Below are 24,086 nucleotides of genomic sequence, written 5' to 3'. Positions count from 1 at the left end.
CGCAGTTCCGGTTCGGTGATTTTAATTAAGACAACAAGCTGAAGGCAATCATCCCGACAATTGCCCCGGTGGTGCCGAGGATAGTTTCCATCAGCGTCCAGGTTTTCAGGGTTTCACCTTCCGTCGCGCCGGTAAAGCGGCCAAACAGCCAGAAACCGGCGTCATTGACGTGGCTGATTATGATGGAGCCACCGCCGATACAAATCGACAGCGCCGCCAGTTGCGCGCCGCTGTAGTGCAGCGGTTCAATCACCGGCATCACCAGGCCAACCGTCGTCAGGCAGGCGACCGTGGCTGAACCCTGAATCACCCGCACCGCACCGGAGAGGATAAAACAAGCCAGCGCAATCGGCAGACCCGCGCCAATCAACGCGTGGCCCAGTACCGGACCGACGCCGGAATCCACCAGCACCTGTTTAAACACCCCACCCGCACCGATCACCAGCAGGATAATCCCCGCCGGTTGCAGCGCGCTGCCGCAGACCTGCATCACCCTCTCTTTATCCATGCCCTGACGGTACGCCAGGCCATAAATCGCCACCAGACAGGCCAGCAGAATCGCGGTGAAGGGGTGACCAATAAACTCCAGCCACTCATACAGACGTGAATCCGGCGTAGTGAAGCGCGCACCGATGGTTTTCAGCCCCACCAACAGCAGCGGGAACAGGATCAGCGCCAGACTGAAGCGAAACGACGGCAGCTTGCCCTCTTCCACATCCGGTTGATTGTCTTCCGGCGGGGCGCTGAAGGTGACGCGTTTAGCAATCAGGTTGCCAAACAGCGGTCCGGCGATAATCATGCCAGGGATTGCTGCGCACAGGCCCAACAAAATCATCCAGCCAAAATCAGCATGCATTTGTGACGCCAGCAACATCGGAGCCGGTCCCGGCAGCAGAAACGCTGCGGAAGCAGCGACCCCGGCAAACAATGGGATCACCAGTTTCACCAGGTTATCGCCGGTGCGGCGCGCCACGGCAAATGCGATGCTGATCAGCAACACCACCGCCACCTCAAAAAACAGCGGCAGCGCGCAGATTAACCCGGCAATGCCCATCGCGTAATGCGCGCGGCTTTCCCCGAAGGTTTTCAGCATGCGGATAGCAATCTGATCGACCGCGCCGGTTTCATGCAGGATTTTGCCGAACATCGCGCCCAGCGCCACCACAATCGCCAGGAAACCGAGCGTACCGCCCATGCCTTTCTGCATGGTGTCAGCAATTTTGTCGAGCGGCATACCGGAGAACAACCCGGCACCAATGGAGACTAACATCAGGGCGACAAAGGCGTGCATACGCGCTTTCATCACCAAAAACAGCAGCAGCAGGACAGAGCCTGCTGCGGTTAACACCAGCGTTGCGGTACTCATGACTAACCCTTGTTGATTGCTCCCTTGATGGTCGCAACCGTGGCCGCAACTACCTCATCCAGTGAATGATTAATATCAACCACCAGTACATCGGGTTCGTTCGCGCCGGGTTCTTCCAGCGTGGCAAACTGCGTCACCAGCATCTGTGGTTTGAAGAAGTGGCCTTTGCGGGCTTTCAGGCGGGATTCGATGGTTTCGAAATCGCCTTTCAAATAGACAAATTTCAGGTTGTGGTTGCCTTGACGCAGGATGTCGCGGTAGGACTTTTTCAGTGCCGAGCAGACAATGATGGAGACTTCCTGGGTACGTTGCATGGCAAAAGCGGCATCGTTCAGCGCCTGCAACCACGGGCGACGATCGTTGTCATCCAGCGGATGGCCTTCGGCCATTTTCATAATGTTGCTGCGCGGATGCAGGAAATCACCGTCAAGAAAGGCGGTGTTGAGTTGGTGTGAAACCTGATTGGCGACGGCAGACTTTCCGCTGCCGGACACACCCATCAGGATAAAAACATGGTGCGACGGGGATGGCGTTGTCATTGTTTTGCGCTCCGGCAGTTAATCTGCCAATGTTACCGATAACAAATTCGATCATCATTGTCGGTACCCGGTCACAGGCTGGCAACCCTTTTACCGGGAAAAGCACGAAAGTGTGAACTGACTCAAAAAATCGCCAGAATCAGATGCTGCCGCCTTCGGCAATTTCAAACCCGACATCCAGTGGCACAGTGACGGAACGATCGCCGCCAATTCGCGCCAGCAGCATCGCCGCCGATTCCCGTCCCATGCGTTCGCGCGGGGTCAGCACCGTCGCGAGACGCGGGTTAACCACTTGGGTGATATCGTGACCGTGGAAACCGGCAATCGCCATTTGCTCCGGGACGCTCAATCCCTGACGTTGGCATTCGAACATCGCCCCGACTGCAAGGTCATCGTTGGTACAGAACAAGCTGTCGGTTTGCGGATAGCGTCGTTGCGCCTCACGCAGCAACAAGGCTCCGGCGCTGAAGGACGAGGCATCTTCCATCATCACGCTGTGCGGTGTTAACCCGGCTTCACGCATCGCCTGCTCGTAGCCCTGCTGTTTCTGGAGGGTACGTTCATCAAGGCGCGCACCGAGGTAGACGGTGTGGCGATGGCCTTTTTTCAGGATAGCATGGGTCATCTGACGCGCCGCTTCGACGTTGTTAAAGCCCACAGCCATATCGAGGCAAGGTGAAACCGAGTCCATCATTTCGATTACCGGGATGCCTGCCACTTCGAGCATACGCAGCGTACCCGGCGTATGGGTGCGTTCCGTCAGGATCACCCCATCGATGTTCCAGCCCAGCAGCGAACGCAGCTGTAATTCCTCTTTCTGTGCGTTATAGCCGAAGTGCCCCACCAACGTCTGATACCCCGCCTCATCGGTGACGGTTTCAATCCCGCGCAGCACGTCAGCAAATACCTGGTTAGTCAGTGACGGCAGCAGCACACCGATGGCGCGGCTGGTGGCGTTAGAGAGCATGTCAGGAGCGCGGTTGGGGATGTAACCCAACTCGTCCAGCGCAATGGCGATTTTGTCACGCAGCGCAGCGGAGACCTGCTCTGGATTGCGCAGGTAGCGGCTGACGGTCATTTTGGTGATGCCGACGCGATCGGCAACGTCCTGTAGTACCGGTCTTTTTTTCTTCATCGTAAGCGCCTGAGGTCAGAGATACGCTGAGTCTATCATTAAATTGTCATGCGATTGTAAACGGGGCGCGGGAAGCGGGATCGTTGCCGAATGTCGGAGAAAAAGACAAAAAAAAAGCCAGCACCCGAGCTGGCTAAGAAACACTGGAAGCAATGTGAGCAATGTCGTGCTTTCCCGGTTTGTCAGGAGGACCTCCCGGGACCGCATCGCAATAATAATCATTATCATTCGCGTCTGTAAAGTCCTTTTGAGAATTATTTTCAATTGACCAGCGATAAAAAATCCTTGATGTTAAAGGGGATTTTTTCATTTTGCATAAGGAGCCGCACCATGAGTCTGATCACTGTTCGTCACACCACGCCTGATGACGCCGCCGTACTGTTTCAGCTTTACAGCCACGCTGAAACCCAGGCGGATACCCTGCATTTACCCTTGCAATCGCCTGCGCTGTGGCAGGAGCGACTGCAAAACATTCGTCCGGGTGAGCAACGTCTGGTGGCGTGCATTGATGGACAGGTGGTGGGACAACTCACCGTCAGCGTGCTGGAGGCGATGCGCCGTCGTCATACCGCGACTATCGGGATGGGGGTTGATCCAGCGTTTCACCGCCGTGGCGTCGGTTCCGCGTTGATGGCGGCGATGGTGGACCTGTGCGACAACTGGTTGCAGGTGACGCGCATTGAGCTGACGGTGTTTGCCGACAATAAAGCCGCGATTGGGTTGTATCAGAAGTTTGGGTTTGAGATTGAGGGCACCGCGCGCCGTTATGCGATGCGGAACGGCGCGCTGGTGGATACCCATTATATGGCGCGGTTGAAAGGGTAAGCTGGCCAGGTGGCAGCGGGTTGACACCGAATAGGTTCCGCCCGCCAAACATTGTGGAGTTTCAGCCGCAACGTGCAGGCGGACGGGCAAAGGTGCGAGGGCGCGCACCTTTGCAATCCGCGCCCTGCGCCGTCCTCGCGCAACGCATAGCGCTGTTCCCTCGCTTATCACTCAGGCCGTGCGGCCCGCGCGGATTCGCCATCCCTGGCTCATTCCGCTCTCTCGCCGCATCCATGCGGCTCGTCCTGGCCTTCCCTCTGCACTCGGCGCTGCGGATGCCGTCCACCCCATCGCCTGAAAGCCAGGTGCTCTCTTAATTGCGCGATAAATCGCGCCGCTACAAATGGCAGCACGTTACCCGTAGCGGCGCGATTTATCGCGCAAAAAAAGAGGCTGGCGCAGGGCCCGGGATTGCAAAGGATGCGGCCAGGCGCCCTTTGCTCGGTCGCCGCACCGGCGAGCTGAAACTGCATCAGCCTATGGCGAACGAAACCCGCTCAGTGCGAACGAAACCACGGAGCCTTTAATAACCCGCGCTTAAATCATCCACCGAACGCGGATCGGATGCACCATAACGCGTGCCATCCGGCCCAATCATAATGCTCTGGGTACTGCCCATCGCCGGGAGCACCTTCACATGCTGACCTTTGCTCTCCAGCAAACGCAAGGTATCCGGGCTAAAGCCCTTCTCCACACGCAGCTGATCCGGCAGCCACTGATGATGGAAACGCGGCGCATTGGTCGCCTCGGCCACATTCATACCAAAATCGATGCTGTTGACCACCATCTGCAACACCGTGGTGATAATGCGGCTGCCGCCAGGGCTACCGGTCACCAGCCAGGTTTTGCCATCCTTCACCACAATGGTCGGTGACATCGACGACAGAGGACGCTTGGCAGGTTGCACCGCATTGGCTTCACCACCAACCAGACCATAGACGTTCGGTGTCCCCGGTTTGGCGGAGAAGTCATCCATCTCGTTGTTCATCAGGATACCGCTCTGCCCGGCCACAATGCCGCTACCGAAGTAGGTATTCAGCGTGTAGGTCACCGCCACTGCATTGCCGTCCTTATCCACCACGGAGAAATGGGTAGTTTGATTGCTCTCGTACGGCTCCAGCTTGCCCGGTTTGATTTCGCTCGACGGGCGCGCCTTGTTGACATCAATCTGCTGCGCCAGCGATTTCGCGTAAGCTTTGCTGGTCAACGCCTGCTGCGGCACCTTCACAAAATCCGGGTCACCGAGATATTCCGAGCGGTCGGCATAGGCGTATTTTTCTGCCTCGGCCATCACCTGCATCGCATCGGCGCTACCAAAGCCCATCTTCGCCAAATCGAAGTTTTCCAGGATATTAAGGATTTCGATGATATGAATGCCGCCTGATGACGGCGGTGGCATTGAGAAGACCTGATAGCCGCGATAGCTGCCGCTGACCGGTTTGCGCTCAACGGCGCGATAGGCTGCCAAATCAGCTTTGCCAATCAGACCACCATGTTGTGCCATCTCACCGGCGATTTCGTCGGCAATTTTGCCTTTGTAGAAGGCATCCGGCCCTTGTTGCGCAATCAATTGCAGGCTGTGCGCGAGGTTTTTCTGCACCAGACGATCGCCCTTCTGATAAGGCTGGCCGTCGGCTTTGTAGAAAATGGCCCGGCTGTTGTCGTGATTGATCAGGTTTTCTTTGCCATAGGTGGCGAGGTCATCCGCCAGCGCATCGTTAACAATGATGCCGTTCCGCGCCAGTTTGATTGCCGGGGCCAGCAAAGTGCTTAACGGCAGCGTGCCATATTTATGAGCGGCCAGCGCAAAACCCGCCACCGTGCCTGGCGTACCCGATGCCAGATGGGAAGTGAGTGATAACTTACTGTCGGCGTTGCCTTGTTTATCAAGGAACATATCGCGCGAGGCACGCGCCGGAGCCATTTCGCGGAAATCGATGGCGGTGGTCTGCCCGGAGGCGGTACGCAGCAACATAAATCCGCCGCCACCGAGGTTTCCGGCCTGTGGATGGGTCACCGCCAGCGCGAAGCCGACCGCGACCGCGGCATCCACCGCATTGCCACCCTGCTTGAGAATCTCCACGCCCACGTCAGTGGCGGTCGCATCCACCGAGGCCACCATGCCATGTTTCGCCTTCACCGGATGGAAGGTATCGCTATCCACGCCATAAGAGACGGGAGGTGCGCTGTTTGGTGCCGCCTGTCCCCCCTGCACCACGGTAAAACTCATCAACAACGCCCAGCCGAGCTGGCGTACACTGCCTTGTATCCGCATGCCACTACCATCCTTTTCAGTTGTTTATAATTGTTTACATTGACGCAAGTGTTTACAAACACTGAAAAAGATTAGCAGCTAACTCAAATTAGGTGCACTCCTGGATTGGCCCTTTTTAATATCGCATAAACTTATGGTTGCTGCGGTTACGCCAGACACACAGCACCGCGGCATTAATGGAGGAGTGATCATGAAAAAATGGCTGATTGTTTTCGCTGCCCTGCTGCCGTTAAGCAGCATGGCGAATATGCTGAATAACACCAACGAACCCTTTAAACCGGGCTACAACCCAAGCCAGCAACGGATGCAGACGCAGATGCAAATCCAGCAGCAGCAGGAGAAACTGAAGCTGCAACAGGATCAGCAACAGCAGAAACAGGATTTACAGCGCAAAATGCAGGAACATCGCGACAGCGCCCAGCAGCGCATCATCAAAACGCAGCCGGGCCAGCAGAAGACCAATTAACGGAAGTCGGGACCAATAATGTCGATGCGGTCGGTACAGATCGCATCGACGCCCCACCCCAGCAGCTCGCGCGCCCGCTCGGGCTGATTCACGGTATAAACCAGGATATGCAGACCTGCCGCTTTCAACTGCGCGGTGCGCTCGGCATTCAGCAATTTGTGGTTGAGGTGAATGGAGACGCAATCCAGACTTGAGGTCAGCGCTTGCCAGTCATCATGCCAGCTATCCAGCAGCAAGCCGCGTGGCAGTTCTGGCACCGCCTGCATGGCGGCTTCCAGCGCCTGATACGAGAAAGAAGAGAGCAGCGGCGCAGTTTGCCCCTGCCACAATTCACGCGCGGCTAACGCCACATCGCGCCCCGTCTCCACCTCTTTGCCAGTGGTCGGTTTGATCTCAATATTCGCCATCATCTGATGCTGACGGCAGCGCGCGGCCACGTCACTCAGCAGCGCCAGCGGCTCACCGGCAAATTTGTTGCTGAACCAGCTACCGGCATCCAGTTGCGCCAGCTTATCCCACGGCAAATCGCCCGCCACGCCCCAGCCGTTGCTGGTGCGATCGAGGGTGTCATCGTGCAGCAGGAAAATCTGGCGATCGTCTGAGAGTTTGGCGTCAAACTCAATCATTTGGTGGTGATAATGCGCCCCCACATCAATGGCGGCGAGGGTGTTTTCCGGGGCCAGTTTACCGCCGCCACGATGGGCGACAATGTGCGGATACGGCCAGTTGTGCTTACTCATTCCAGACGCTTTCCATGAGTTGAATCGAAGAAATGTAACGCCTCCGACGGCAAATGCAGCCATAGGCTGCTGCCCGCCGGCGGGCGTTCGCTGTGCGGCAAACGTACCACCAATCGCGCCTCACCGATACGACCATGCGCCAGATTATCAGCACCGAGCATTTCCAGTGTCTCCACCACCAACGGAATCCCCCCCGCCTCTCGGCTTGTTAGCTGGATATGCTCCGGGCGAATGCCCAGCGTCAGTGGCCGATTGGCCCACTTCGCCTTGCTTTCCGCCAGCGGCAGCGCGTGCAGGGCATCGAGGGTAAAACGGGTGCCGTCGCTGTTGATCTGCCCCGGCAGCAGGTTCATCGCCGGTGCGCCGATAAAAGCGGCGACAAACTGGCTGGCCGGGCGTTCGTACACCTCAACCGGCGTGCCCACCTGCTCGACAATGCCTTTGTTCATTACCATCACGCGCTGTGCCAGCGTCATCGCCTCAACCTGGTCATGCGTCACGTACAGGCTGGTGGTTTGCAGACGACGGTGCAGCTGTTGCAGCTCCAGCCGCATCTGCACGCGCAGGCGGGCATCAAGGTTTGACAACGGTTCATCAAACAGGAACACCGCCGGTTCACGCACGATGGCGCGCCCCATCGCCACACGCTGGCGTTGACCGCCGGATAACTCACGCGGGCGACGGGTCAGCAGATGATCCAGTTCGAGGCTACGCGCCGCTTCCAGTACGCGCTGGCGAATCTGTTCTTTGCCCATACCACGGATTTTCAGGCCATAGGCCATGTTCTCTTCTACCGTCATATGTGGGTAGAGCGCGTAGTTCTGGAACACCATCGCGATACCACGATCTTTCGGCTCCAGATCGGTAACACGTTGGTCGTCAATATAGATATCGCCAGAGCTGACGCGCTCCAGCCCGGCCACCATACGCAGCAGCGTGGATTTACCGCAGCCGGAAGGCCCGACCATCACCATAAACTCGCCATCGTTGATGGTGATATTCAGCGGCTGAATGATCTGATTTTTGCCGTCATACGATTTGGTGACGGTCTGAAGGGTTACGCCTGCCATTTTATTTCTCACTCTCCACCAGGCCACGCACAAAGGCACGCTGCATGACTAAAACCACCACCACCGGTGGGATCAGGGTTAATAACATTGCCGCCATCACTTCATTCCACTGCGTCGGACCGCCGCTGGTATTGATCATACTTCTCACCCCGGCCACGGCTGTGCCAAGGCTGGCATCATTGATGATCAGCAGCGGCCACAGATACTGGTTCCAGCCGTAGATGAAGGTAATGACAAACAGCGCGGCCAGATTGGTTTTCGACAGCGGCAACACGATGTCCCAGAAGAAGCGCAGTGGACTGGCACCGTCGATGCGTGCCGCTTCAATCAACTCATCCGGTAGCGACATAAAGAACTGGCGAAACAGGAAGGTGGCGGTGGCCGAGGCCATCAGCGGCAACGTCAGACCGCTGTAGCTGTCGAGCATATGCAGCGTCGCAATCACCTCCACCGTCGGGAAGATACGCACTTCCACCGGCAGCATCAGGGTGATGAAAATCAGCCAGAAAAACAGCGAGCGCAGCGGAAAGCGAAACCACACCAGCGCAAATGCCGACAGCATCGAGACGGCGATTTTGCCCACGGTGATACTCAGCGCCATCACCAGGCTGTTGAACAGCATCAGGCCAAACGCCGGGCCACTGCCGTTAACGCCCTGAGTCCAGATGCGCGCGATGTTGTCCCACAGGTGGTGACCTGGGATCAGCGTCATTGGCACCTGATAAACCGCGTTGTTGTCCAGCGTTGCCGCGACAAAGGCGACATACAGCGGAAACAGGATCGTCAGCACACCCAGCACCAGCAGCGTGTGGCTGAAGATATCCAGCCCGCGTCGGTTCTCAATCATTGGTATTGCACCTTACGCTCGACAAAGCGGAATTGCAGGATAGTGAGGCCAATCACCAGCAACATCAGCACCACCGATTGCGCTGCCGACGAGGAGAGATCCAGCCCGGTAAACCCTTCGCGATAAATTTTGTAGATAAGCGTGGTGGTCGCCTGTACCGGCCCACCGCCAGTGGCGGCATCGATCACCGGGAAGGTGTCGAAGAAGGCATAGACCAGGTTGACCACCAGCAGGAAGAAACTCACCGGGGTGATCAACGGCAGCGACAGGTTAAAGAAGCGCCGCACCGGCCCGGCACCGTCAATCGCCGCTGCTTCCACCAGCGATTTGGGGATCGATTGCAGCGCCGCAAAGAAAAACAGGAAGTTGTAGCTCATCTGCTGCCAGATCGATGCCAGCACGATCAGGAACATCGCCTGGCCGCTGTTTTGCGCGTAGTTCCAGTTGTAACCGATCTGGTTAAGGAGATGGCTGAACAGGCCGAGTCCGGGGTTAAACAGGAACATCCACAGCACTGCCGCGACCACCGGGGCTACCGCATACGGCAGCAGTAGCAAGGTTTGGTAGAGTTTTTTCAGCCGCACCACATAATCCACCAGCGCCGCCAGCAGCAGAGAAAACAGCATGCCGCACCCCGTGACCAGCGCGCTGGATTCAATGGTGGTCCAGAAAGAGGCCAGGTAGTACTCATCACTGAACAGCCGTCTGAAGTTATCCAGCCCAACAAAAGTGCTGGAGATACCAAAGGGATCAAGGCTTTGCAGTGAGTACCACAGCGCTTCACCGGCTGGCCAGAGAAAGAAGATGGCGGTGATCACCAGCTGTGGCAGTACCAGCAGATAGGGCAACAAACGGGAGCGGAAAACCGGGCGTGATGATGAGGACATAACGGACTCGTTCAGGCAAAAAGATCGGGGCAGACACGCGGCCTGCCCCGTTACGGCGGGTTACTTCACCTGCTGCTCAAAACGGCGCAGCAGTTCGTTTCCGCGTTTAACTGAGTTATCCAGCGCTGCCTGCGGCGATTGTTTGCCGGTCCACACGCTTTCCAGCTCCTCGTCCACGATGGTGCGAATCTGCGGCATATTGCCCAGACGCATCCCTTTGGTGAACGGCAGCGGATCTTTGTTCAGCATCTGGCGCGTCGCGATATCGGCACCCGGGTTCTTGTCGTAGAAGCCCTGCTGTTTGGTCAGCTCGTACGCCGCCGTGGTGATCGGCAGATAACCGGTTTTCTGGTGCCACTCGGCGGCGATTTCCGGTTGCGCCAGGAACTGCATAAACTCCGCCACACCTTTGTAAGTGTTGGCATCTTTGCCCTTCATCACCCACAGGCTGGCACCACCGATGATGGCATTCTGCGGTGCATTCGGCACGGTTGCGTCATACGGCATCATGCCGACACCAAAGTTGAATTTGGCGTAGTGTTTGATATCCGCCAGTGAACCGGAAGACGCGGTGGTGATGCCGCAATCGCCGTTGTAGAACTTCGCGGTGGATTCATCTTTGCGGCCAAAGTAGGTGAAATCACCCTTCTTGTTCATGTTTTCCAGCATCTGGATGTGACGAACCTGCACCGGCTTGTTGAACTCCAGCTCAGCGTCTGTGCCGTCAAAACCGTTGTTTTTGGTCGCCACCGGCAAGCCGTGCCAGGCGCTGAAGTTTTCAATCTGAATCCAGCCTTGCCAGCCGCTGGCGTAACCGCAGGTCAGGCCCGCTTTACGCAGCGCATCGGCGTCTTTTGCCAGTTCCTGCCAGGTTTTTGGTGGCTGATCCGGGTTCAGACCGGCTTTTTTGAAGGCGTCTTTGTTGTAGTACAGCACCGGGGTGGAGCTGTTGAACGGCTGAGAGATTAAATGGCCGCTGGAATCGCTGTAGTAACCCGCGACAGTCGGGACGAACTGTTTTTCATCAAATGCGATTCCGGCATCCTGGAACACCTGATGCACCGGCACAATGGCTTTGGACGCCATCATGGTGGCAGTACCCACTTCATACACCTGCAAAATGGCCGGTGCTTTACCGGTACGCACAGCGGCAATCCCCGCCGCCAGGCTTTGTTCATAGTTGCCTTTGTAGACCGGGACGATTTTGTAGTCTGGGTGGGCCTGGTTAAAACGTTGTGCCAGAGAATCAACTTCTTTGCCTAACTCGCCTTCCATTGAGTGCCAGAAAGGAATTTCGGTGGCAGCCAGTGCATGACCACTGAGCATCAGACCGAGCAGGGCACTCATCAGGCGGGGACGAAGCGTAAAAGCGGACATAATGTTTTCCTGTGCATGTAGGTACGCGCGAAATCACGCATTTTTTGTTCGCGAAGTAACATGACACGGGAAAATGACGGAAAAATAACAGGTTAATGACGGGAATGTGACAAGGCTGAGTGCAGCTTGTTGCCCTCATCCCGGCCTTCTCCCGCAAGCGGGAGAAGGAGACGTGCAATATATAAGTTTGGCTCGATCAATTCCCTCTCCCGCTCGCGGGAGAGGGTTAGGGCACTCAGGCACCTAAATAGGCGCTTCTTACCGCCTCGTTGGACAACAGCGCTTCGCCACTATCCTCCAGCACCACATGCCCGTTCTCCAGCACGTAGCCACGGTCGGCCAGTTTCAGTGCCTGGTTGGCGTTCTGCTCGACAAGGAAGATGGTCATCCCTTCTTTACGCAGCTGCTCGATGGTGTCGAAAATCTGCTGAATGATAATCGGCGCCAGGCCGAGCGATGGCTCGTCCAGCAACAGCAGACGCGGCTGGCTCATCAGCGCACGACCAATCGCCAGCATCTGCTGCTCGCCACCGGACATGGTACCGGCACGTTGCACCTTACGCTCCGCCAGACGCGGGAACAGATCATAGACGCGCTCAATACGCTCCTGATACTGGCTACGGCTGGCAAAGAAGCCCCCCATCGCCAGATTCTCTTCCACCGTCATGCGCGAAAACACCCGACGCCCTTCCGGGACAATGGCGATCGCCTCACGCATGATGCGTGCGGTTTGCCAATCGGTAATGGTTTTGCCATCAAACGTAATGGTGCCTGCGGTTGCACGCGGCTCGCCACACAGCGTACCGAGCAGCGTAGTTTTGCCTGCACCGTTGGCACCAATCAGGGTGACAATTTCGCCCTGATTGATATACAGGCTGACGTTATGCAGCGCCTGAATTTTACCGTAATGGGCGCTGACGTTTTCAATGGTTAACATTGGGTTGGCCATATTACGCCTCTCCTAAATAGGCACGGATCACATCCGGGTTATTACGAATCTCTTCCGGCGTGCCGTTGGCCAGCGGCGTTCCCTGATTGACCACGTAAATACGGTCAGAAATGCCCATCACCAGCTTCATATCATGTTCGATCAACAACACCGACACCTTATGCGTACCGCGCAGTTCGGCAATCAGTTCGTCCAGTTCGTGCGTTTCTTTCGGGTTCAGACCGGCCGCCGGTTCATCCAGCATCAGGATTTCCGGGCGCGTGACCATGCAGCGTGCGATCTCCAGACGACGTTGCTGACCATAAGCAAGGTTACCCGCCTGACGGTTCGCCAGCTCCAGCAGGCCGATACGTTCCAGCCAGGTGGCAGCGCGGTCCAGCGCTTCGCTTTCGCCTTTGCGGAACGCCGGGGTTTTGAATAACCCGGAAAATACGCCGCTTTTCAGATGCTGATGTTGCGCCACCAGCAAGTTTTCAATCACCGTCATCTCACGAAACAGGCGCACATGCTGGAAGGTACGCACAATGCCCATCCGTGCAATTTTCTGCCCCGGTAAGCCGGCCAGATTTTGATCGCGCAGTTTGATGCTGCCGCCCGTGGGTTTGTAGAAACCGGTCAGGCAGTTGAACACCGTGGTTTTACCCGCGCCGTTTGGACCAATCAACGAAACGATTTCCTGCTCCCGCAGTTCCAGCGCCACGTTGTTGACTGCCAGCAGGCCACCAAAACGCATCATCAGGCCTTCTACGGCTAATAAAGGCTGACTCATGCCTGCTCTCCTGCTTTACCCTGTTTCAGTTTCAGCTGCGGACGCTTCATCGGCAGCAACCCCTGCGGTCGCCAAATCATCATCAGCACCATTAAGCCACCCAGTACCAGCATGCTGTATTCGTTGAGGTCACGCATCAGCTCACGCGATACCACCAGCAACACAGCGGCGAGGATGACCGCAAACTGCGAGCCCATGCCCCCCAGCACCACAATCGCCAACACAAACGCCGACTCGACAAAGGTGAAGGATTCCGGGCTGACAAAGCCCTGGCGCGCAGCAAACAGCGTACCGGCAAAACCGGCAAAGGCCGCGCTGATGGTAAACGCCGTCAGCTTGATACGCGTCGGGCTAAGACCAAGAGAACGGCAGGCGATTTCATCTTCGCGCAGCGCTTCCCAGGCACGGCCCAGCGGCATACGCAGCAGGCGGTTGATGATAATCAGCGTCAGCACTACCAGCAGCAGCGCCACCAGGTAGAGGAAAATCACGCGGTCATTGGGATCGTATTTCATGCCGAACACCTCGTGGAAGGTGCCCCAGCCGCCCTCGCTGACCTTGCGACCAAACTCCAGGCCGAAGAGGGTCGGTTTCGGGATCTGCGCGATACCGTTTGGACCGCCGGTAATCGAGGTGTTGTTCAGCAGCAGGATACGGACGATTTCGCCAAAGCCGAGGGTGACAATCGCCAGATAGTCACCACGCAGACGCAGCACCGGGAAACCGAGCAGTAAGCCGAACGCCCCGGCCACCAGACCCGCCAGCGGCAGGCTCTGCCAGAAGCCAAAACCGTAGTAGTGGTTCAGCAAGGCGAAGGTATAGGCACCGATGGCATAGAAGCCGCCGTAGCCCAGCACCAGCAGGCCCGACAAGCCCACCACCACGTTAAGCCCGAGGCCCAACATCACGTAGATCAGCGTCAGGGTGGCGATATCCACGCTACCGCGCGAAACCAGGAACGGCCAGATCACCGCAGCCACGATCATCAACACCATCACCAGCTTCTGCTTCGGCGTTGAACCATCAAAGCCCGGCAGCACCAGGCCATTGCCGCTGCGTTTGAATTTGCCGTGGAATAACGGACGCAGCAACTGGAACAGGAATACCACGCCGCAACCGACAAAAATCCAGTTCCAGCGCACCGTTCCGGCGTTGGATACCACCAGTTTGGTGCCATCAAGATCAAGGCGCATACCCATAAAGAAGGTGGCAAGCACCAGCAACATCACCGTAGAGATAACGGCGTTAACCAGTCCGAGGCGCTTCATACTTTTTCCACCTCCGGACGGCCAAGAATGCCGGTTGGCATCACCAGCAGCACGACAATCAGCAACGCAAAGGAGACCACGTCTTTATATTCGGTAGAGAGATAGGCCGAGGTCAATGCTTCGGCAATGCCCAGCACCAGACCACCGATCATCGCCCCCGGAATGCTGCCGATCCCGCCCAGTACTGCGGCAGTGAAGGCTTTCATCCCGGCCATAAAGCCGATAAACGGGTTGATGGAACCGTAGAACTGCCCCAGCAGTACGCCAGCCACTGCCGCCATCGCCGCACCAATCACAAAGGTCAGTGAAATCACGCGATCGGTATTGATACCCAGCAGGCTGGCCATTTTCAGGTCTTCTGCACAGGCACGGCAGGCGCGCCCCATACGTGAATAACGGATAAATACCGTCAGTGCCAACATGGCGATAAAGGTCACAACCCAGATCATCAACTGCATGGTGGAGAGCGTGGCGGCAAAGCCGTTGCTTTCACCCAAGGTCCATTGCCCGGTGATCAAGCTCGGCAGCGCGAGATCGCGCGAACCTTGCGTCAGGCTGACGTAGTTTTGCAGGAAGATCGACATCCCGATGGCGGAGATCAGCGCGATCAGGCGCTTGGAGGAACGCACCGGCTTATACGCCACACGTTCGATACTCCAGCCGTAGGCGCTGGAGATAATGATCGCCATGACAAAACCGGCGGCAATCATCAGCCAGGTGGTGTCGATGCCCATCATCATTAGCGCGGCGATGACGATAAAGGAGACATAGCTACCGATCATGTACACCTCGCCGTGGGCGAAGTTGATCATGCCGATAATGCCGTAAACCATCGTGTACCCAATGGCGATCAGCGCGTAGGTGCTGCCCAGGGTCACTCCGTTGAACATCTGCTGGAGGAAATAGAGGAACTGCTCGGACATAACAAGTACCTTAGAAACACGTCCGTGATGGTAAATCGTTACCGCGACTGGCGGTAAATTAACCGGTTTGATTAAGGGCGGCCTGAAGGCCGCCCTTGCGATCGTGCTGGATGCAACGATTACTTGATCGCGGTTGATGAGCCGTCTTTATGCCATTTGAAGATGCCGAATTCGAAGCCTTTCAGGTCACCTTTCTGGTCCCAGCTCAGGTTGCCCATCACGGTCGGAACCGGTGCGCCTTCTTTCAGGTTCTTGGCGATCGCATCAGGCTCGTCGCTCTTGCTGCGCTCGATACCGGCCACCAGCGACTGAATCGCGGCATAGGTGGTCCAGACGAACGGACCGGTCGGATCTTTGCGGTTCGGTGCGGTGTTGGCTTTGATGGCGTCAACAATCGCTTTGTTGTCCGGCAGCTGGTCATAACGCTTCGGCAGGGTCACGTACAGACCTTCAGATGCATCACCGGCAATGTTAGACAGTGAGGCGTTGCCCACCCCTTCCGGTCCCATAAAGCCCGCGTTCAGGCCCGCGGCTTTTGCCTGGCGCAGAATCTGCCCCAGCTCCGGGTAGTAACCACCGTAGTAAACGAAGTCGACGTTGTCTTTCTTCAGACGCGCAATCAGGGTGGAGAAATCTTTATCGCCAGCGGTGATACCTTCGAACAGCACCACGTTGCCGCCTTTGGCTTTCAGGGTTTTCTGCACCGACTCCGCCAGACCCTGGCCGTATTGCTGCTTGTCATGCACCACAGCGATACGTTTTGGTTTGATGGTATCGAGGATGTAGTTTGCCGCCGTCGGGCCCTGATCGGAGTCGAGGCCGGTGGTGCGCATCACGTCAGCATAACCACGCGCGGTCAGTTCCGGTGCGGTCGCTGCCGGGGTGATCATCAGCACGCCTTCGTCGTTATAGATATCAGAGGCCGGCTGGGTAGAAGAGGAGCAGAGGTGACCGATAACGTATTTGATACCATCGTTCACAACTTTGTTGGCAACCGCTACCGCTTGTTTCGGGTCGCAGGCATCGTCATATTCCACGCCAACCAGTTTATCGCCGTTGACACCGCCTTTGGCATTGATGTCTTTAATGGCCTGTGCCGCACCGGTAAATTGCATGTCGCCGTATTGGGCTACCGGACCGGTTGCTGCACCGACGATGGCAATTTTGATGTCTTTTGCCAGCGCCGCATGGCTCATCGCCAGCGCTACGCAGCCCGCCAATAATGCGCGTCCTTTACTCATTTTCATGCGAACTTCCCCATCTGTTGTGTCGTGTCTGTTGTGAGTTGGATTATTTTCTGCCAGTGAAAGAGGAAAACTGATTCTGGAATAATGAGTTAGCGCACTTTTCTGGCATTTATTGGTAATAAGGCTTTATTTTTCAGGTTATTAAACAGGAAGTTTCTTCTGTAAATCAACTGACATATTCAGTTATAGCTGGGTTGAACAGCAGAATCGTCTGGTTGTTATGGCCGTATTTTCGCCGACTTGCCAGATAATTATGCTGGCTATTTAACCAATCATCACTCTGTTCAACTATCATCCTGGCAAACAGGCTGTTGTTTGACCTATTTTCATCAAAAAAAAGTGACAGCGCTCTGACTGTCTAAATTCGCTACACTATGCCCTTTGCACTAGTACAGGTACGGGGAATGAAGCTCACTATTCAGCGCTTAACATCGTTGACGACGCAGGATCGAATCGACCTGACCAAAGTCTGGCCGGAAATCGATATTTCACAGCTGGAAGCCCAGCTGAGCGAGACACAACGGATGTATGCCGCGCGCTTTAATGATCGTCTGCTGGCGGCACTGCAACTGACCATTCAGGGCGCGCAGGGAAAAATTACCCAGCTTCAGGTGCGGGAAGTGACGCGTCGTCGCGGCGTGGGGAAATATTTGCTGGAGGAGACGCTGGCGCAGAACAGCGCGCTGGCAGAGTGGTGGGTGGCCGATGACGGCGCTGATGAACAGGACATTCGTGCTGCGTTTATGCAGGCTTGCGGCTTTCGCGCGCAGGGTGATGGCTGGACACGATAAAAACGTAGCGGCGCGATTTATCGCGCTTTTGTCCGTTGTAATAACGTCAAAGGCGCGCGATAAATCGCGCCGCTACAGGTTATGTGCTTTTATCAGGCTTCAATTGCCATACGTAATTTCTTCATGGCGTTCTTTTCCAGCTGGCGTACACGCTCTGCGGAAACGCCGTATTGGTCGGCCAGTTCCTGCAAGGTGGTTTTGTTCTCTTCATCCAGCCAGCGCGCACGGATGATGTGCTGACTACGCTCGTCCAGGCCCTGCATCGCGTCGGTCAGTTTATCGGCGGCGTGTGCATCCCAGTTGTCCTCTTCAATGCCATCAGCAAAGTCAGACGTTTTATCCTGGAGATACAGCACCGGGGCCATGGTTTTGCTTTCGCCGTTTTCGTCGTCAGACGACATGTCGAAAGTCATATCCTGTGCCGCCATGCGCGATTCCATTTCACGCACATCTTTGCTGCTCACGCCCAGCTCGCGCGCTACCATCTCGACTTCGTCCTGGTTAAACCAGCCCAGACGCTGCTTGGTTTTACGCAGGTTAAAGAACAGCTTACGCTGTGCTTTTGTGGTAGCGACCTTCACAATACGCCAGTTACGCAGCACGTATTCGTGAATCTCAGCTTTAATCCAGTGCACGGCAAACGACACCAGACGCACACCCACTTCAGGATTGAAGCGACGCACCGCCTTCATCAGGCCGATGTTCCCTTCCTGAATCAGGTCTGCCTGTGGCAAGCCGTAACCGGAATAGTTACGAGCGATATGAACAACAAAGCGCAGATGAGACAGGATCAGCGTCTTAGCCGCATCCAGATCGCCCTGGTAATGCAGCCGTTCAGCCAGCGCTTTTTCCTCTTCTGCCGACAGCATCGGCCAGACGTTGGCAGCCCGAATATACGATTCCAGGTTACCAAGAGGAGCAATAGCTAAAGTTTGCATTTCTTTGGTCATTCAAACCCTCACAAATTCAGTGGAATATTGCTGCACGTTCCCATGAGCAGACGATACATTAAGTCAACGTCGCGGGAAATCCGAAAGCAATCTGTGCTACCCGAACTTAGAGATCAAAGTTATCCACAAGTTCCATCGTAACAGTGAATATTTTACACACAGATGACAGGAAGGGAAGCGGAGAAAAAATCCTCTGCGCCCGATTGTCGGCAGCAGAGGACTATTATACCAAAAAAATGTGTCAGGCGTTTACTGGGGCGTAAATCGGCGTAAATGTTGTACCGTTGCCAGCCAGGCAGCAATCCAGCCGATGATGGCAGCAATTAACAACAGCAGCAGCGCTTCATCCCAGGAAAATCCTTCCAGATCAAAGCTGGTGCCGAATACCTGCGCCACCTGCGCGACCACCGATTGCAGACGCAGCACCAGCACTTCAGACAAAATCAGCGATAACACCGCGCCACTTAAACCCAACATCGCCCCGCCATACAGGAACGGACGCAGGATAAAGCCGTCAGTTGCACCCAGCAATTTCTGAACGTTAATAGTATCGCGGCGCGCAAAAATGCTGAGACGCACGCTGTTGCCAATCACCAGGAATACCGCGATTACCATTAACAGACCAATGATCTCCGCAATTTGTCCTACCAGCCCAGACAACGCCGCCAGACGGGCAAACCAACTGTCATCCATGCGCACTTCATCGACGCCCTGCACTTTGGACACCCGATCACGCAGGCTCGCCAGTGTATCGGCACTCTGGAAATTCAGATTCGGCGTGATAATCGCCACGGCTGGCAACGGATTCTGCTCCAGCATATCCATCGCGCCGCCAAAACCGGACCAGTTGCGGAATTCGTTGAGCGCCTCTTCCCGCGTCAGATAGTCGACGTTCTTCACGCCGTCCAACTGCTTCAGCTGTGCAGTGACGTTTTCCGCCGCGGTGTCATCCAGCGTTTTGGAGAGATACACCGTCAGCTGCGGAGCCGGATACCACTGGGTTGCCGCCTGGCTGACGTTTTTCCACACCATATAGCAAACGCTCGGCAGCGTCAGCGAGATGGCAATCACCATTACCGTCAGCAACGTCGCCAACGGCTGACGCCACATATCAGACAGCGTGCCGCGCAGCGCATAGCGCCACTGCTCCTGCCAGCCGCCCTTCAGCGCTTTGCTTTTTGAAGGCTGTTTCGCTTTCGGCGCCGGTGTGCGCTTATTGCGTTTATTGACCATCATGGCCTCCGTGCAGGCGTCCCTGATTAAGCGTCATCATGCGATAGTTACGACGGGCAATCAGGCCCATATCATGGGTAGCCATCAGCACCGTTACACCAACGCGGTTGAACTCTTCAAACAGGCGCAGAATATCTTCCGACAACGCTTCATCAAGGTTACCGGTCGGTTCATCCGCCAGCAGTACGGCGGGTTTATTCACCACCGCGCGCGCAATGCCGACGCGCTGCTGTTCACCACCAGAGAGCTGAATCGGGAAACTTTTCGCTTTGTCGAGCAGGCCCACTTTATCCAGTGCCGCAGAGACGCGACGACGAATATCCTCACCGCTGGCTCCCGAGATGATCAGCGGGATCGCCACGTTGTCATACACCGAACGGTCCATCAGCAGATGGTGATCCTGGAAGATCATGCCAATCTGACGACGCAAAAAAGGCACTTCGCTATTCCGCAGCCGGGAGATATCGTGCCCACTGAACCAGATTTTCCCGGCGCTCGGGCGCTCAATACCACAAATCAGCTTCAGTAAGGTACTTTTCCCCGCGCCAGAGTGGCCGGTCAGAAACGCCATTTCACCGGGGCGCAGATGAAAATCCACCCCCTGGAGCGCCTGACGTCCGCCCAGATATGCCTTACTGACCTCTTCAAAGCGAATCATCCCAATTAGTCCTCTCGGGCAAACAGTGCCTCAATAAAGTCTGCGGCCTTAAACGGCCGTAAATCCTCGATGCCTTCCCCGACACCGATATAACGAATCGGAATGCCAAACTGATCGGCAACCGAGAAGATCACACCACCTTTCGCAGTGCCATCCAGTTTTGTCAGGGTGATGCCAGTCAGGCCCACCGCTTCATGGAACAGTTTCGCCTGGCTGATGGCGTTCTGCCCGGTGCTGGCGTCAATGGTCAGCATCACTTCATGCGGCGCATCTTCATCCAGTTTCTTCATCACGCGGGTGATTTTCTTTAACTCTTCCATCAGGTGCGATTTGTTTTGCAGACGTCCGGCGGTATCGGCGATCAACACATCGACATTACGCGCTTTCGCCGCCTGAATGGCGTCAAAGATCACGGATGCGGAATCCGCACCGGTGTGCTGGGCAATAACCGGGATGTTGTTGCGCTGCCCCCAGACCTGCAACTGCTCAACCGCAGCCGCACGGAAGGTATCGCCCGCCGCCAGCATCACGGATTTGCCTTCGGCCTGATACTGGCGCGCCAGCTTGCCGATAGTGGTGGTTTTACCAACGCCGTTGACCCCAACCATCAGGATGACAAACGGCGTTTTGCCTGATACATCCAGCGGAGCATCGACTTTATCGAGAATTCCGGCCATTTCCGCTTTCAGCAAACCATACAACGCTTCGGCATCCCGTAGTTGTTTACGGTCTGCCTGCTGCGTCAGATTGGTGATGATGCGGCGCGTGGTTTCAACACCAACGTCAGCAATCAACAGCTGCTCTTCCAGTTCCTCAAACAAATCGTCATCGATTTTCTTGCCACGGAACAGGCTGATGAACCCGGAACCAAGATTAGCGCGCGTTTTTACCAGGCTACGTTTCAGACGGGCAAAGAAGCCCTCTTTGGTTGGACGTTCCTGCTCCTGCGCCACCAACGGCGCAGCGGCCAGCGGCAGATCGCTGACAGTATCCTGCGCGACTTCGGGTTCCGCTTCTGGCGCTTCTTCCGCCAGCGCCAGCGCTTCGAGTTCTTCATCGCTCAGCGCGGTGTCTTCTTCGTCCTGCTCGACCTCGGCAACCGGCTCAACTACAGGTGGCTGCTGGGTTTCTGGCAGGACTTCTTCGGCGACGACAACGTCCGGCGCTTCAGCCTGCTGCTCTGCCACCTGCTCGGTGACGGCAACGGTTTCTTCCGCCTGCGCTTCGGCGCGATCTAACGCGCTCTCTTCAACGGCTGGCTCCTGCGCCACCTCAGCGGGTTGTTGCTGCTCTTCGGCAGGCTGTTGCGTCTCTTCTTCTTTGCCAAAGCCCAGCCAGGAAAAAAAGCCGCGTTTTTTCTCTTTTGCCATTGTGTAACCACACTCCTCGATGGCTTATTCCCGGTAGCACGCTGTTCCCAGGGGATAAAAAATTCAATTTGAAGGCTTTAGCCGCGTAAAAATCAGTGAATTACACGCGCCATACCAACTCACTAGTCTAACACTTTCCAGCCAGCGCACCACAGCACCCTTTTTTACGTTTCTTCTGCCTTCCACGCCCGTTAAACTACGCAACAAATTATGACGAGTTGTGAGCAAAATGAGTAAATCCCCCCGCAGCAGCGGCGCTGCTGGTCAGATCCGCATTATTGGCGGTCAATGGCGCGGCCGTAAATTGCCGGTGCCCGACAGCGCGGGCCTGCGCCCGACCACCGACCGGGTACGCGAAACCTTGTTTAACTGGCTAGCCCCGGACATTCAGCAGGCACGCTGCCTGGATTGCTTTGCTGGCAGCGGTGCGCTCGGTTTGGAGGCGCTGTCGCGCTTTGCCGGCTCTGCCACCCTGTTGGAGCTGGAGCGCCCGGTGGCACAACAATTGACGCAAAATCTGCAAACGCTGCGCGCCAGCAATGGCAAAGTGGTACAGACCAATACGCTACAATGGCTGAGTCAGCCGGGTGAGCCCTTTGATGTGGTGTTTGTTGATCCGCCATTCCGTAAGGGATTGTTACAGGAGACGCTGACGCTGCTGGAGCAAAACGGCTGGCTGGCAGCCGAAGCGCTGATTTATGTCGAAAGTGAGGTGGAGCATGGCGCCCCTCCGGTTCCCGCCTGCTGGGATCTGTATCGTGAGAAAATTGCCGGCCAGGTCGCTTATCGTTTATATCAACGTCAACAAGGAGATGTGTGATGTGGCTTAATCTGGGACGTTTATTAATGATCTGCGTCTGGGCCTTTTTGCTGTTAAATCTGGTCCAGCCATTTCCAACGCCGCTGCGCTATTTCGTGCATGTGGCGCTGTTCTTTATGATCATCATGCACGGTTTGCAGCTGGTCTTGCTGCGCGCCACGCAGCCGAAGGAAGCGCCCAAACTGGGACGCGCCACACAATTAAAGATTTTCTTCTTTGGCGTGTTTGAACTGCTGGCGTGGCAGAAAAAACATTATCCGAAAGGATAATGTTTCTTACGTAGCAGCGCGATTTATCGCGCAGATTTTTCCTGCCGCGCACACGCAATTGCGCGATAAATCGCGCCGTTACAGGGGAGTGAAACTCACAAAGCGGGTGCCCTGCATTTTCAGCTCGCCCTTCACCCCTTTATCCATCTGATGATAATCCCCGGCATTGACGACCAGCTTGAAATCGCCCGCGCCATTCAGCGGGTGAAACCAGGCTTCATAACGCATATCTTCCCCGGCAATCACTTCACGCTGGCGCGAACGGCGATTGGGTGACGGATACTCACGTTTGGTTTTGATTTCTACACTCAGGGTTTGGATCGGGGAAGCATCGTTCACCGCCGTTTCGCGGCGTTGCTTGATAAACTGACGGGTCGCCAAAACAGCAATAATCGCCAGAACGATAAAAAAGAGTAGCGGTGGTTTGCTCATGTTTTCTCTCGTGCTTTGCGTTAATGTCGGAAAGGTAAAGAGGCCCAAGCATACAACCAGAGTTGCCCGATTGTCACATTCACCGCCGGTAACTTACACTGGGATCGCGTTTTTGGGAAAATTCATCAGACTGGCGGACATCACGTCCAGAAAAGGGAGAAAACATGCTTTGGTCTTTCCTTGCCGTACTTTTTTCCGGTTGGCTCTATGTCGATGCAACTTACCGCGGCCCGCAGTGGCAACGTTGGTTATTTAAACCCGTCACCCTGTTGCTGCTGGTGGCCTGGGCCTGGCAAGCGCCAACCTTTAACCCCACCGATTACCTGATTCTTGCCGGCCTGGTCGCCACGCTGGTTGGCGATGCGCTGACGCTGTTGCCTCGCCAGCAGATGCTGTATGCGCTGGGGGCTTTCTTCCTCTCGCATCTGCTCTACACCATCAGCTTTGCCGCGCATATGACGATCAGCTTCTTCTGGCCGGTACCACTAACGCTGCTGATTATCGGCGTGCTCTTGATTGCCATCATCTGGAGCAAGCTGGAAGAGTTGCGCTGGCCGGTGTGCACCTTTATTGGCATGACGTTGGTCATGACCTGGATGGCCGCTGAAAATTACTTCTTCCGCCCGACGGATTGCAGCTTCTCACTGATGGTCGGTGCCGCATTGCTGCTGCTGGCGAATATCGTCTGGTTTATCACCCACTATCGTCGTCGTTACAGCCCGGATAGCGCCATCGTTGCCGCCTGCTACTTTGCCGGTCATTTTATGATCGTGCGTTCTTTGTGGCTCAATTGAAGAAAAAGTAAGCTCCAACGCTTGACTCTGGAGTGCACTCCAGAGTGTAGCATCAGGGTACGGACCTTTGTCCGTCCCTGAATCCG

The 24,086-nt window shown here is 55.9% G+C and carries 25 protein-coding genes; 6 read left to right on the top strand and 19 right to left on the bottom strand.

Annotated elements, in window-relative coordinates:
* Positions 1 to 25: 25 nt before the first annotated feature.
* The 3 genes from gntU to gntR form a co-directional block, all read right to left on the bottom strand.
* On the bottom strand, positions 26 to 1,366 hold the full coding sequence (gene gntU / locus AC6I8T_RS01575) for a gluconate transporter (protein ID WP_208724599.1): 1,341 nt from the start codon (positions 1,364 to 1,366) through the stop codon (positions 26 to 28).
* Between the two features lie 2 nt (positions 1,367 to 1,368).
* The gene (gntK, locus tag AC6I8T_RS01570; RefSeq protein ID WP_021184064.1) at positions 1,369 to 1,905 is read right to left on the bottom strand and encodes a gluconokinase; all 537 of its coding nucleotides are present in this window, start codon (positions 1,903 to 1,905) and stop codon (positions 1,369 to 1,371) included.
* A gap of 139 nt (positions 1,906 to 2,044) precedes the next feature.
* On the bottom strand, positions 2,045 to 3,040 hold the full coding sequence (gene gntR, locus AC6I8T_RS01565; RefSeq protein WP_208724598.1) for a gluconate operon transcriptional repressor GntR: 996 nt from the start codon (positions 3,038 to 3,040) through the stop codon (positions 2,045 to 2,047).
* Positions 3,041 to 3,370: 330 nt separating this feature from the next.
* Between gntR and AC6I8T_RS01560 the strand changes: the two genes are divergently transcribed.
* On the top strand, positions 3,371 to 3,865 hold the full coding sequence (locus tag AC6I8T_RS01560; protein WP_021184062.1) for a GNAT family N-acetyltransferase: 495 nt from the start codon (positions 3,371 to 3,373) through the stop codon (positions 3,863 to 3,865).
* Between the two features lie 523 nt (positions 3,866 to 4,388).
* Here the strand turns inward: AC6I8T_RS01560 and ggt are convergent.
* A complete protein-coding gene (gene ggt / locus AC6I8T_RS01555) occupies positions 4,389 to 6,140 on the bottom strand; it encodes a gamma-glutamyltransferase (protein ID WP_021184061.1) in 1,752 nt (583 codons plus the stop codon).
* 190 nt (positions 6,141 to 6,330) lie between these two features.
* Here ggt and AC6I8T_RS01550 point away from each other — a divergent pair, with 190 nt between their 5' ends.
* A complete protein-coding gene (locus tag AC6I8T_RS01550; RefSeq protein WP_021184060.1) occupies positions 6,331 to 6,606 on the top strand; it encodes a DUF2756 domain-containing protein in 276 nt (91 codons plus the stop codon).
* On the opposite strand, the gene ugpQ is transcribed toward AC6I8T_RS01550, so the two are convergent.
* The 10 genes from ugpQ to AC6I8T_RS01500 all read right to left on the bottom strand — a co-directional run bounded on the left by ugpQ (position 6,603) and on the right by AC6I8T_RS01500 (position 16,683).
* On the bottom strand, positions 6,603 to 7,346 hold the full coding sequence (gene ugpQ, locus AC6I8T_RS01545) for a glycerophosphodiester phosphodiesterase (protein ID WP_208724596.1): 744 nt from the start codon (positions 7,344 to 7,346) through the stop codon (positions 6,603 to 6,605). The two genes, AC6I8T_RS01550 and ugpQ, sit on opposite strands and share 4 nt — an antisense overlap.
* A complete protein-coding gene (locus tag AC6I8T_RS01540) occupies positions 7,343 to 8,416 on the bottom strand; it encodes a sn-glycerol-3-phosphate import ATP-binding protein UgpC (protein ID WP_208724595.1) in 1,074 nt (357 codons plus the stop codon). Before AC6I8T_RS01540 ends, ugpQ begins: the two co-directional genes overlap by 4 nt.
* A 1-nt stretch (position 8,417) precedes the next feature.
* Positions 8,418 to 9,263, bottom strand: coding sequence for a sn-glycerol-3-phosphate ABC transporter permease UgpE (gene ugpE, locus AC6I8T_RS01535; protein ID WP_208724594.1), 846 nt, complete (start codon positions 9,261 to 9,263; stop codon positions 8,418 to 8,420).
* Positions 9,260 to 10,150, bottom strand: a complete 891-nt coding sequence (gene ugpA, locus AC6I8T_RS01530) for a sn-glycerol-3-phosphate ABC transporter permease UgpA (RefSeq protein WP_497833447.1) — start codon at positions 10,148 to 10,150, stop codon at positions 9,260 to 9,262. The genes ugpE and ugpA overlap by 4 nt, the downstream gene beginning before the upstream one ends.
* A gap of 60 nt (positions 10,151 to 10,210) precedes the next feature.
* Complete coding sequence (gene ugpB / locus AC6I8T_RS01525) at positions 10,211 to 11,527, bottom strand: sn-glycerol-3-phosphate ABC transporter substrate-binding protein UgpB (protein WP_208724592.1); 1,317 nt, start codon at positions 11,525 to 11,527, stop codon at positions 10,211 to 10,213.
* Between the two features lie 235 nt (positions 11,528 to 11,762).
* Positions 11,763 to 12,476 carry a high-affinity branched-chain amino acid ABC transporter ATP-binding protein LivF gene (livF, locus tag AC6I8T_RS01520; protein WP_208724591.1) on the bottom strand — a complete coding sequence of 238 codons (714 nt, stop codon included), beginning with the start codon at positions 12,474 to 12,476 and terminating at the stop codon, positions 11,763 to 11,765.
* 1 nt (position 12,477) lies between these two features.
* Positions 12,478 to 13,245, bottom strand: coding sequence for a high-affinity branched-chain amino acid ABC transporter ATP-binding protein LivG (livG, locus tag AC6I8T_RS01515; protein ID WP_013507459.1), 768 nt, complete (start codon positions 13,243 to 13,245; stop codon positions 12,478 to 12,480).
* The gene (locus AC6I8T_RS01510; RefSeq protein ID WP_021184053.1) at positions 13,242 to 14,513 is read right to left on the bottom strand and encodes a high-affinity branched-chain amino acid ABC transporter permease LivM; all 1,272 of its coding nucleotides are present in this window, start codon (positions 14,511 to 14,513) and stop codon (positions 13,242 to 13,244) included. Before AC6I8T_RS01510 ends, livG begins: the two co-directional genes overlap by 4 nt.
* The gene (gene livH / locus AC6I8T_RS01505) at positions 14,510 to 15,436 is read right to left on the bottom strand and encodes a high-affinity branched-chain amino acid ABC transporter permease LivH (RefSeq protein ID WP_013507457.1); all 927 of its coding nucleotides are present in this window, start codon (positions 15,434 to 15,436) and stop codon (positions 14,510 to 14,512) included. The genes AC6I8T_RS01510 and livH overlap by 4 nt, the downstream gene beginning before the upstream one ends.
* Positions 15,437 to 15,555: 119 nt before the next feature.
* A complete protein-coding gene (locus AC6I8T_RS01500; protein WP_021184052.1) occupies positions 15,556 to 16,683 on the bottom strand; it encodes a branched-chain amino acid ABC transporter substrate-binding protein in 1,128 nt (375 codons plus the stop codon).
* Between the two features lie 404 nt (positions 16,684 to 17,087).
* Here AC6I8T_RS01500 and panM point away from each other — a divergent pair, with 404 nt between their 5' ends.
* Entirely contained in the window at positions 17,088 to 17,474 is a 387-nt protein-coding gene (gene panM, locus AC6I8T_RS01495) for an aspartate 1-decarboxylase autocleavage activator PanM (protein WP_208724590.1), read from the top strand.
* 92 nt (positions 17,475 to 17,566) lie between these two features.
* On the opposite strand, the gene rpoH is transcribed toward panM, so the two are convergent.
* The 4 genes from rpoH to ftsY form a co-directional block, all read right to left on the bottom strand.
* Positions 17,567 to 18,424: an RNA polymerase sigma factor RpoH gene (gene rpoH, locus AC6I8T_RS01490; protein ID WP_021184050.1), complete on the bottom strand. Its 858-nt coding sequence runs from the start codon at positions 18,422 to 18,424 to the stop codon at positions 17,567 to 17,569.
* 249 nt (positions 18,425 to 18,673) lie between these two features.
* On the bottom strand, positions 18,674 to 19,657 hold the full coding sequence (ftsX, locus tag AC6I8T_RS01485) for a permease-like cell division protein FtsX (protein ID WP_021184049.1): 984 nt from the start codon (positions 19,655 to 19,657) through the stop codon (positions 18,674 to 18,676).
* Positions 19,647 to 20,315, bottom strand: coding sequence for a cell division ATP-binding protein FtsE (ftsE, locus tag AC6I8T_RS01480; protein ID WP_013507452.1), 669 nt, complete (start codon positions 20,313 to 20,315; stop codon positions 19,647 to 19,649). The genes ftsX and ftsE overlap by 11 nt, the downstream gene beginning before the upstream one ends.
* Before the next feature lie 5 nt (positions 20,316 to 20,320).
* A complete protein-coding gene (ftsY, locus tag AC6I8T_RS01475) occupies positions 20,321 to 21,685 on the bottom strand; it encodes a signal recognition particle-docking protein FtsY (RefSeq protein WP_208724589.1) in 1,365 nt (454 codons plus the stop codon).
* A gap of 229 nt (positions 21,686 to 21,914) precedes the next feature.
* On the opposite strand from ftsY, the gene rsmD reads away from it, so the two are divergent.
* Both rsmD and AC6I8T_RS01465 read left to right on the top strand, forming a co-directional pair.
* The gene (gene rsmD / locus AC6I8T_RS01470; RefSeq protein WP_208724588.1) at positions 21,915 to 22,505 is read left to right on the top strand and encodes a 16S rRNA (guanine(966)-N(2))-methyltransferase; all 591 of its coding nucleotides are present in this window, start codon (positions 21,915 to 21,917) and stop codon (positions 22,503 to 22,505) included.
* Positions 22,505 to 22,774: a DUF1145 family protein gene (locus AC6I8T_RS01465; RefSeq protein ID WP_021184046.1), complete on the top strand. Its 270-nt coding sequence runs from the start codon at positions 22,505 to 22,507 to the stop codon at positions 22,772 to 22,774. Before rsmD ends, AC6I8T_RS01465 begins: the two co-directional genes overlap by 1 nt.
* Before the next feature lie 78 nt (positions 22,775 to 22,852).
* Here AC6I8T_RS01465 and AC6I8T_RS01460 read toward each other — a convergent pair whose 3' ends face one another.
* Positions 22,853 to 23,206: a DUF2500 domain-containing protein gene (locus tag AC6I8T_RS01460; protein ID WP_021186278.1), complete on the bottom strand. Its 354-nt coding sequence runs from the start codon at positions 23,204 to 23,206 to the stop codon at positions 22,853 to 22,855.
* 164 nt (positions 23,207 to 23,370) lie between these two features.
* Between AC6I8T_RS01460 and AC6I8T_RS01455 the strand changes: the two genes are divergently transcribed.
* Positions 23,371 to 24,000, top strand: coding sequence for a lysoplasmalogenase (locus AC6I8T_RS01455; protein ID WP_497833446.1), 630 nt, complete (start codon positions 23,371 to 23,373; stop codon positions 23,998 to 24,000).
* Positions 24,001 to 24,086: the final 86 nt, after the last annotated feature.

The organism is Pantoea sp. X-Soil-OKNW-556 (assembly GCF_059730695.1).
The sequence above is the reverse complement of the archived record's forward strand: the minus strand, read 5'-3'. Positions and strand labels throughout refer to the sequence as shown.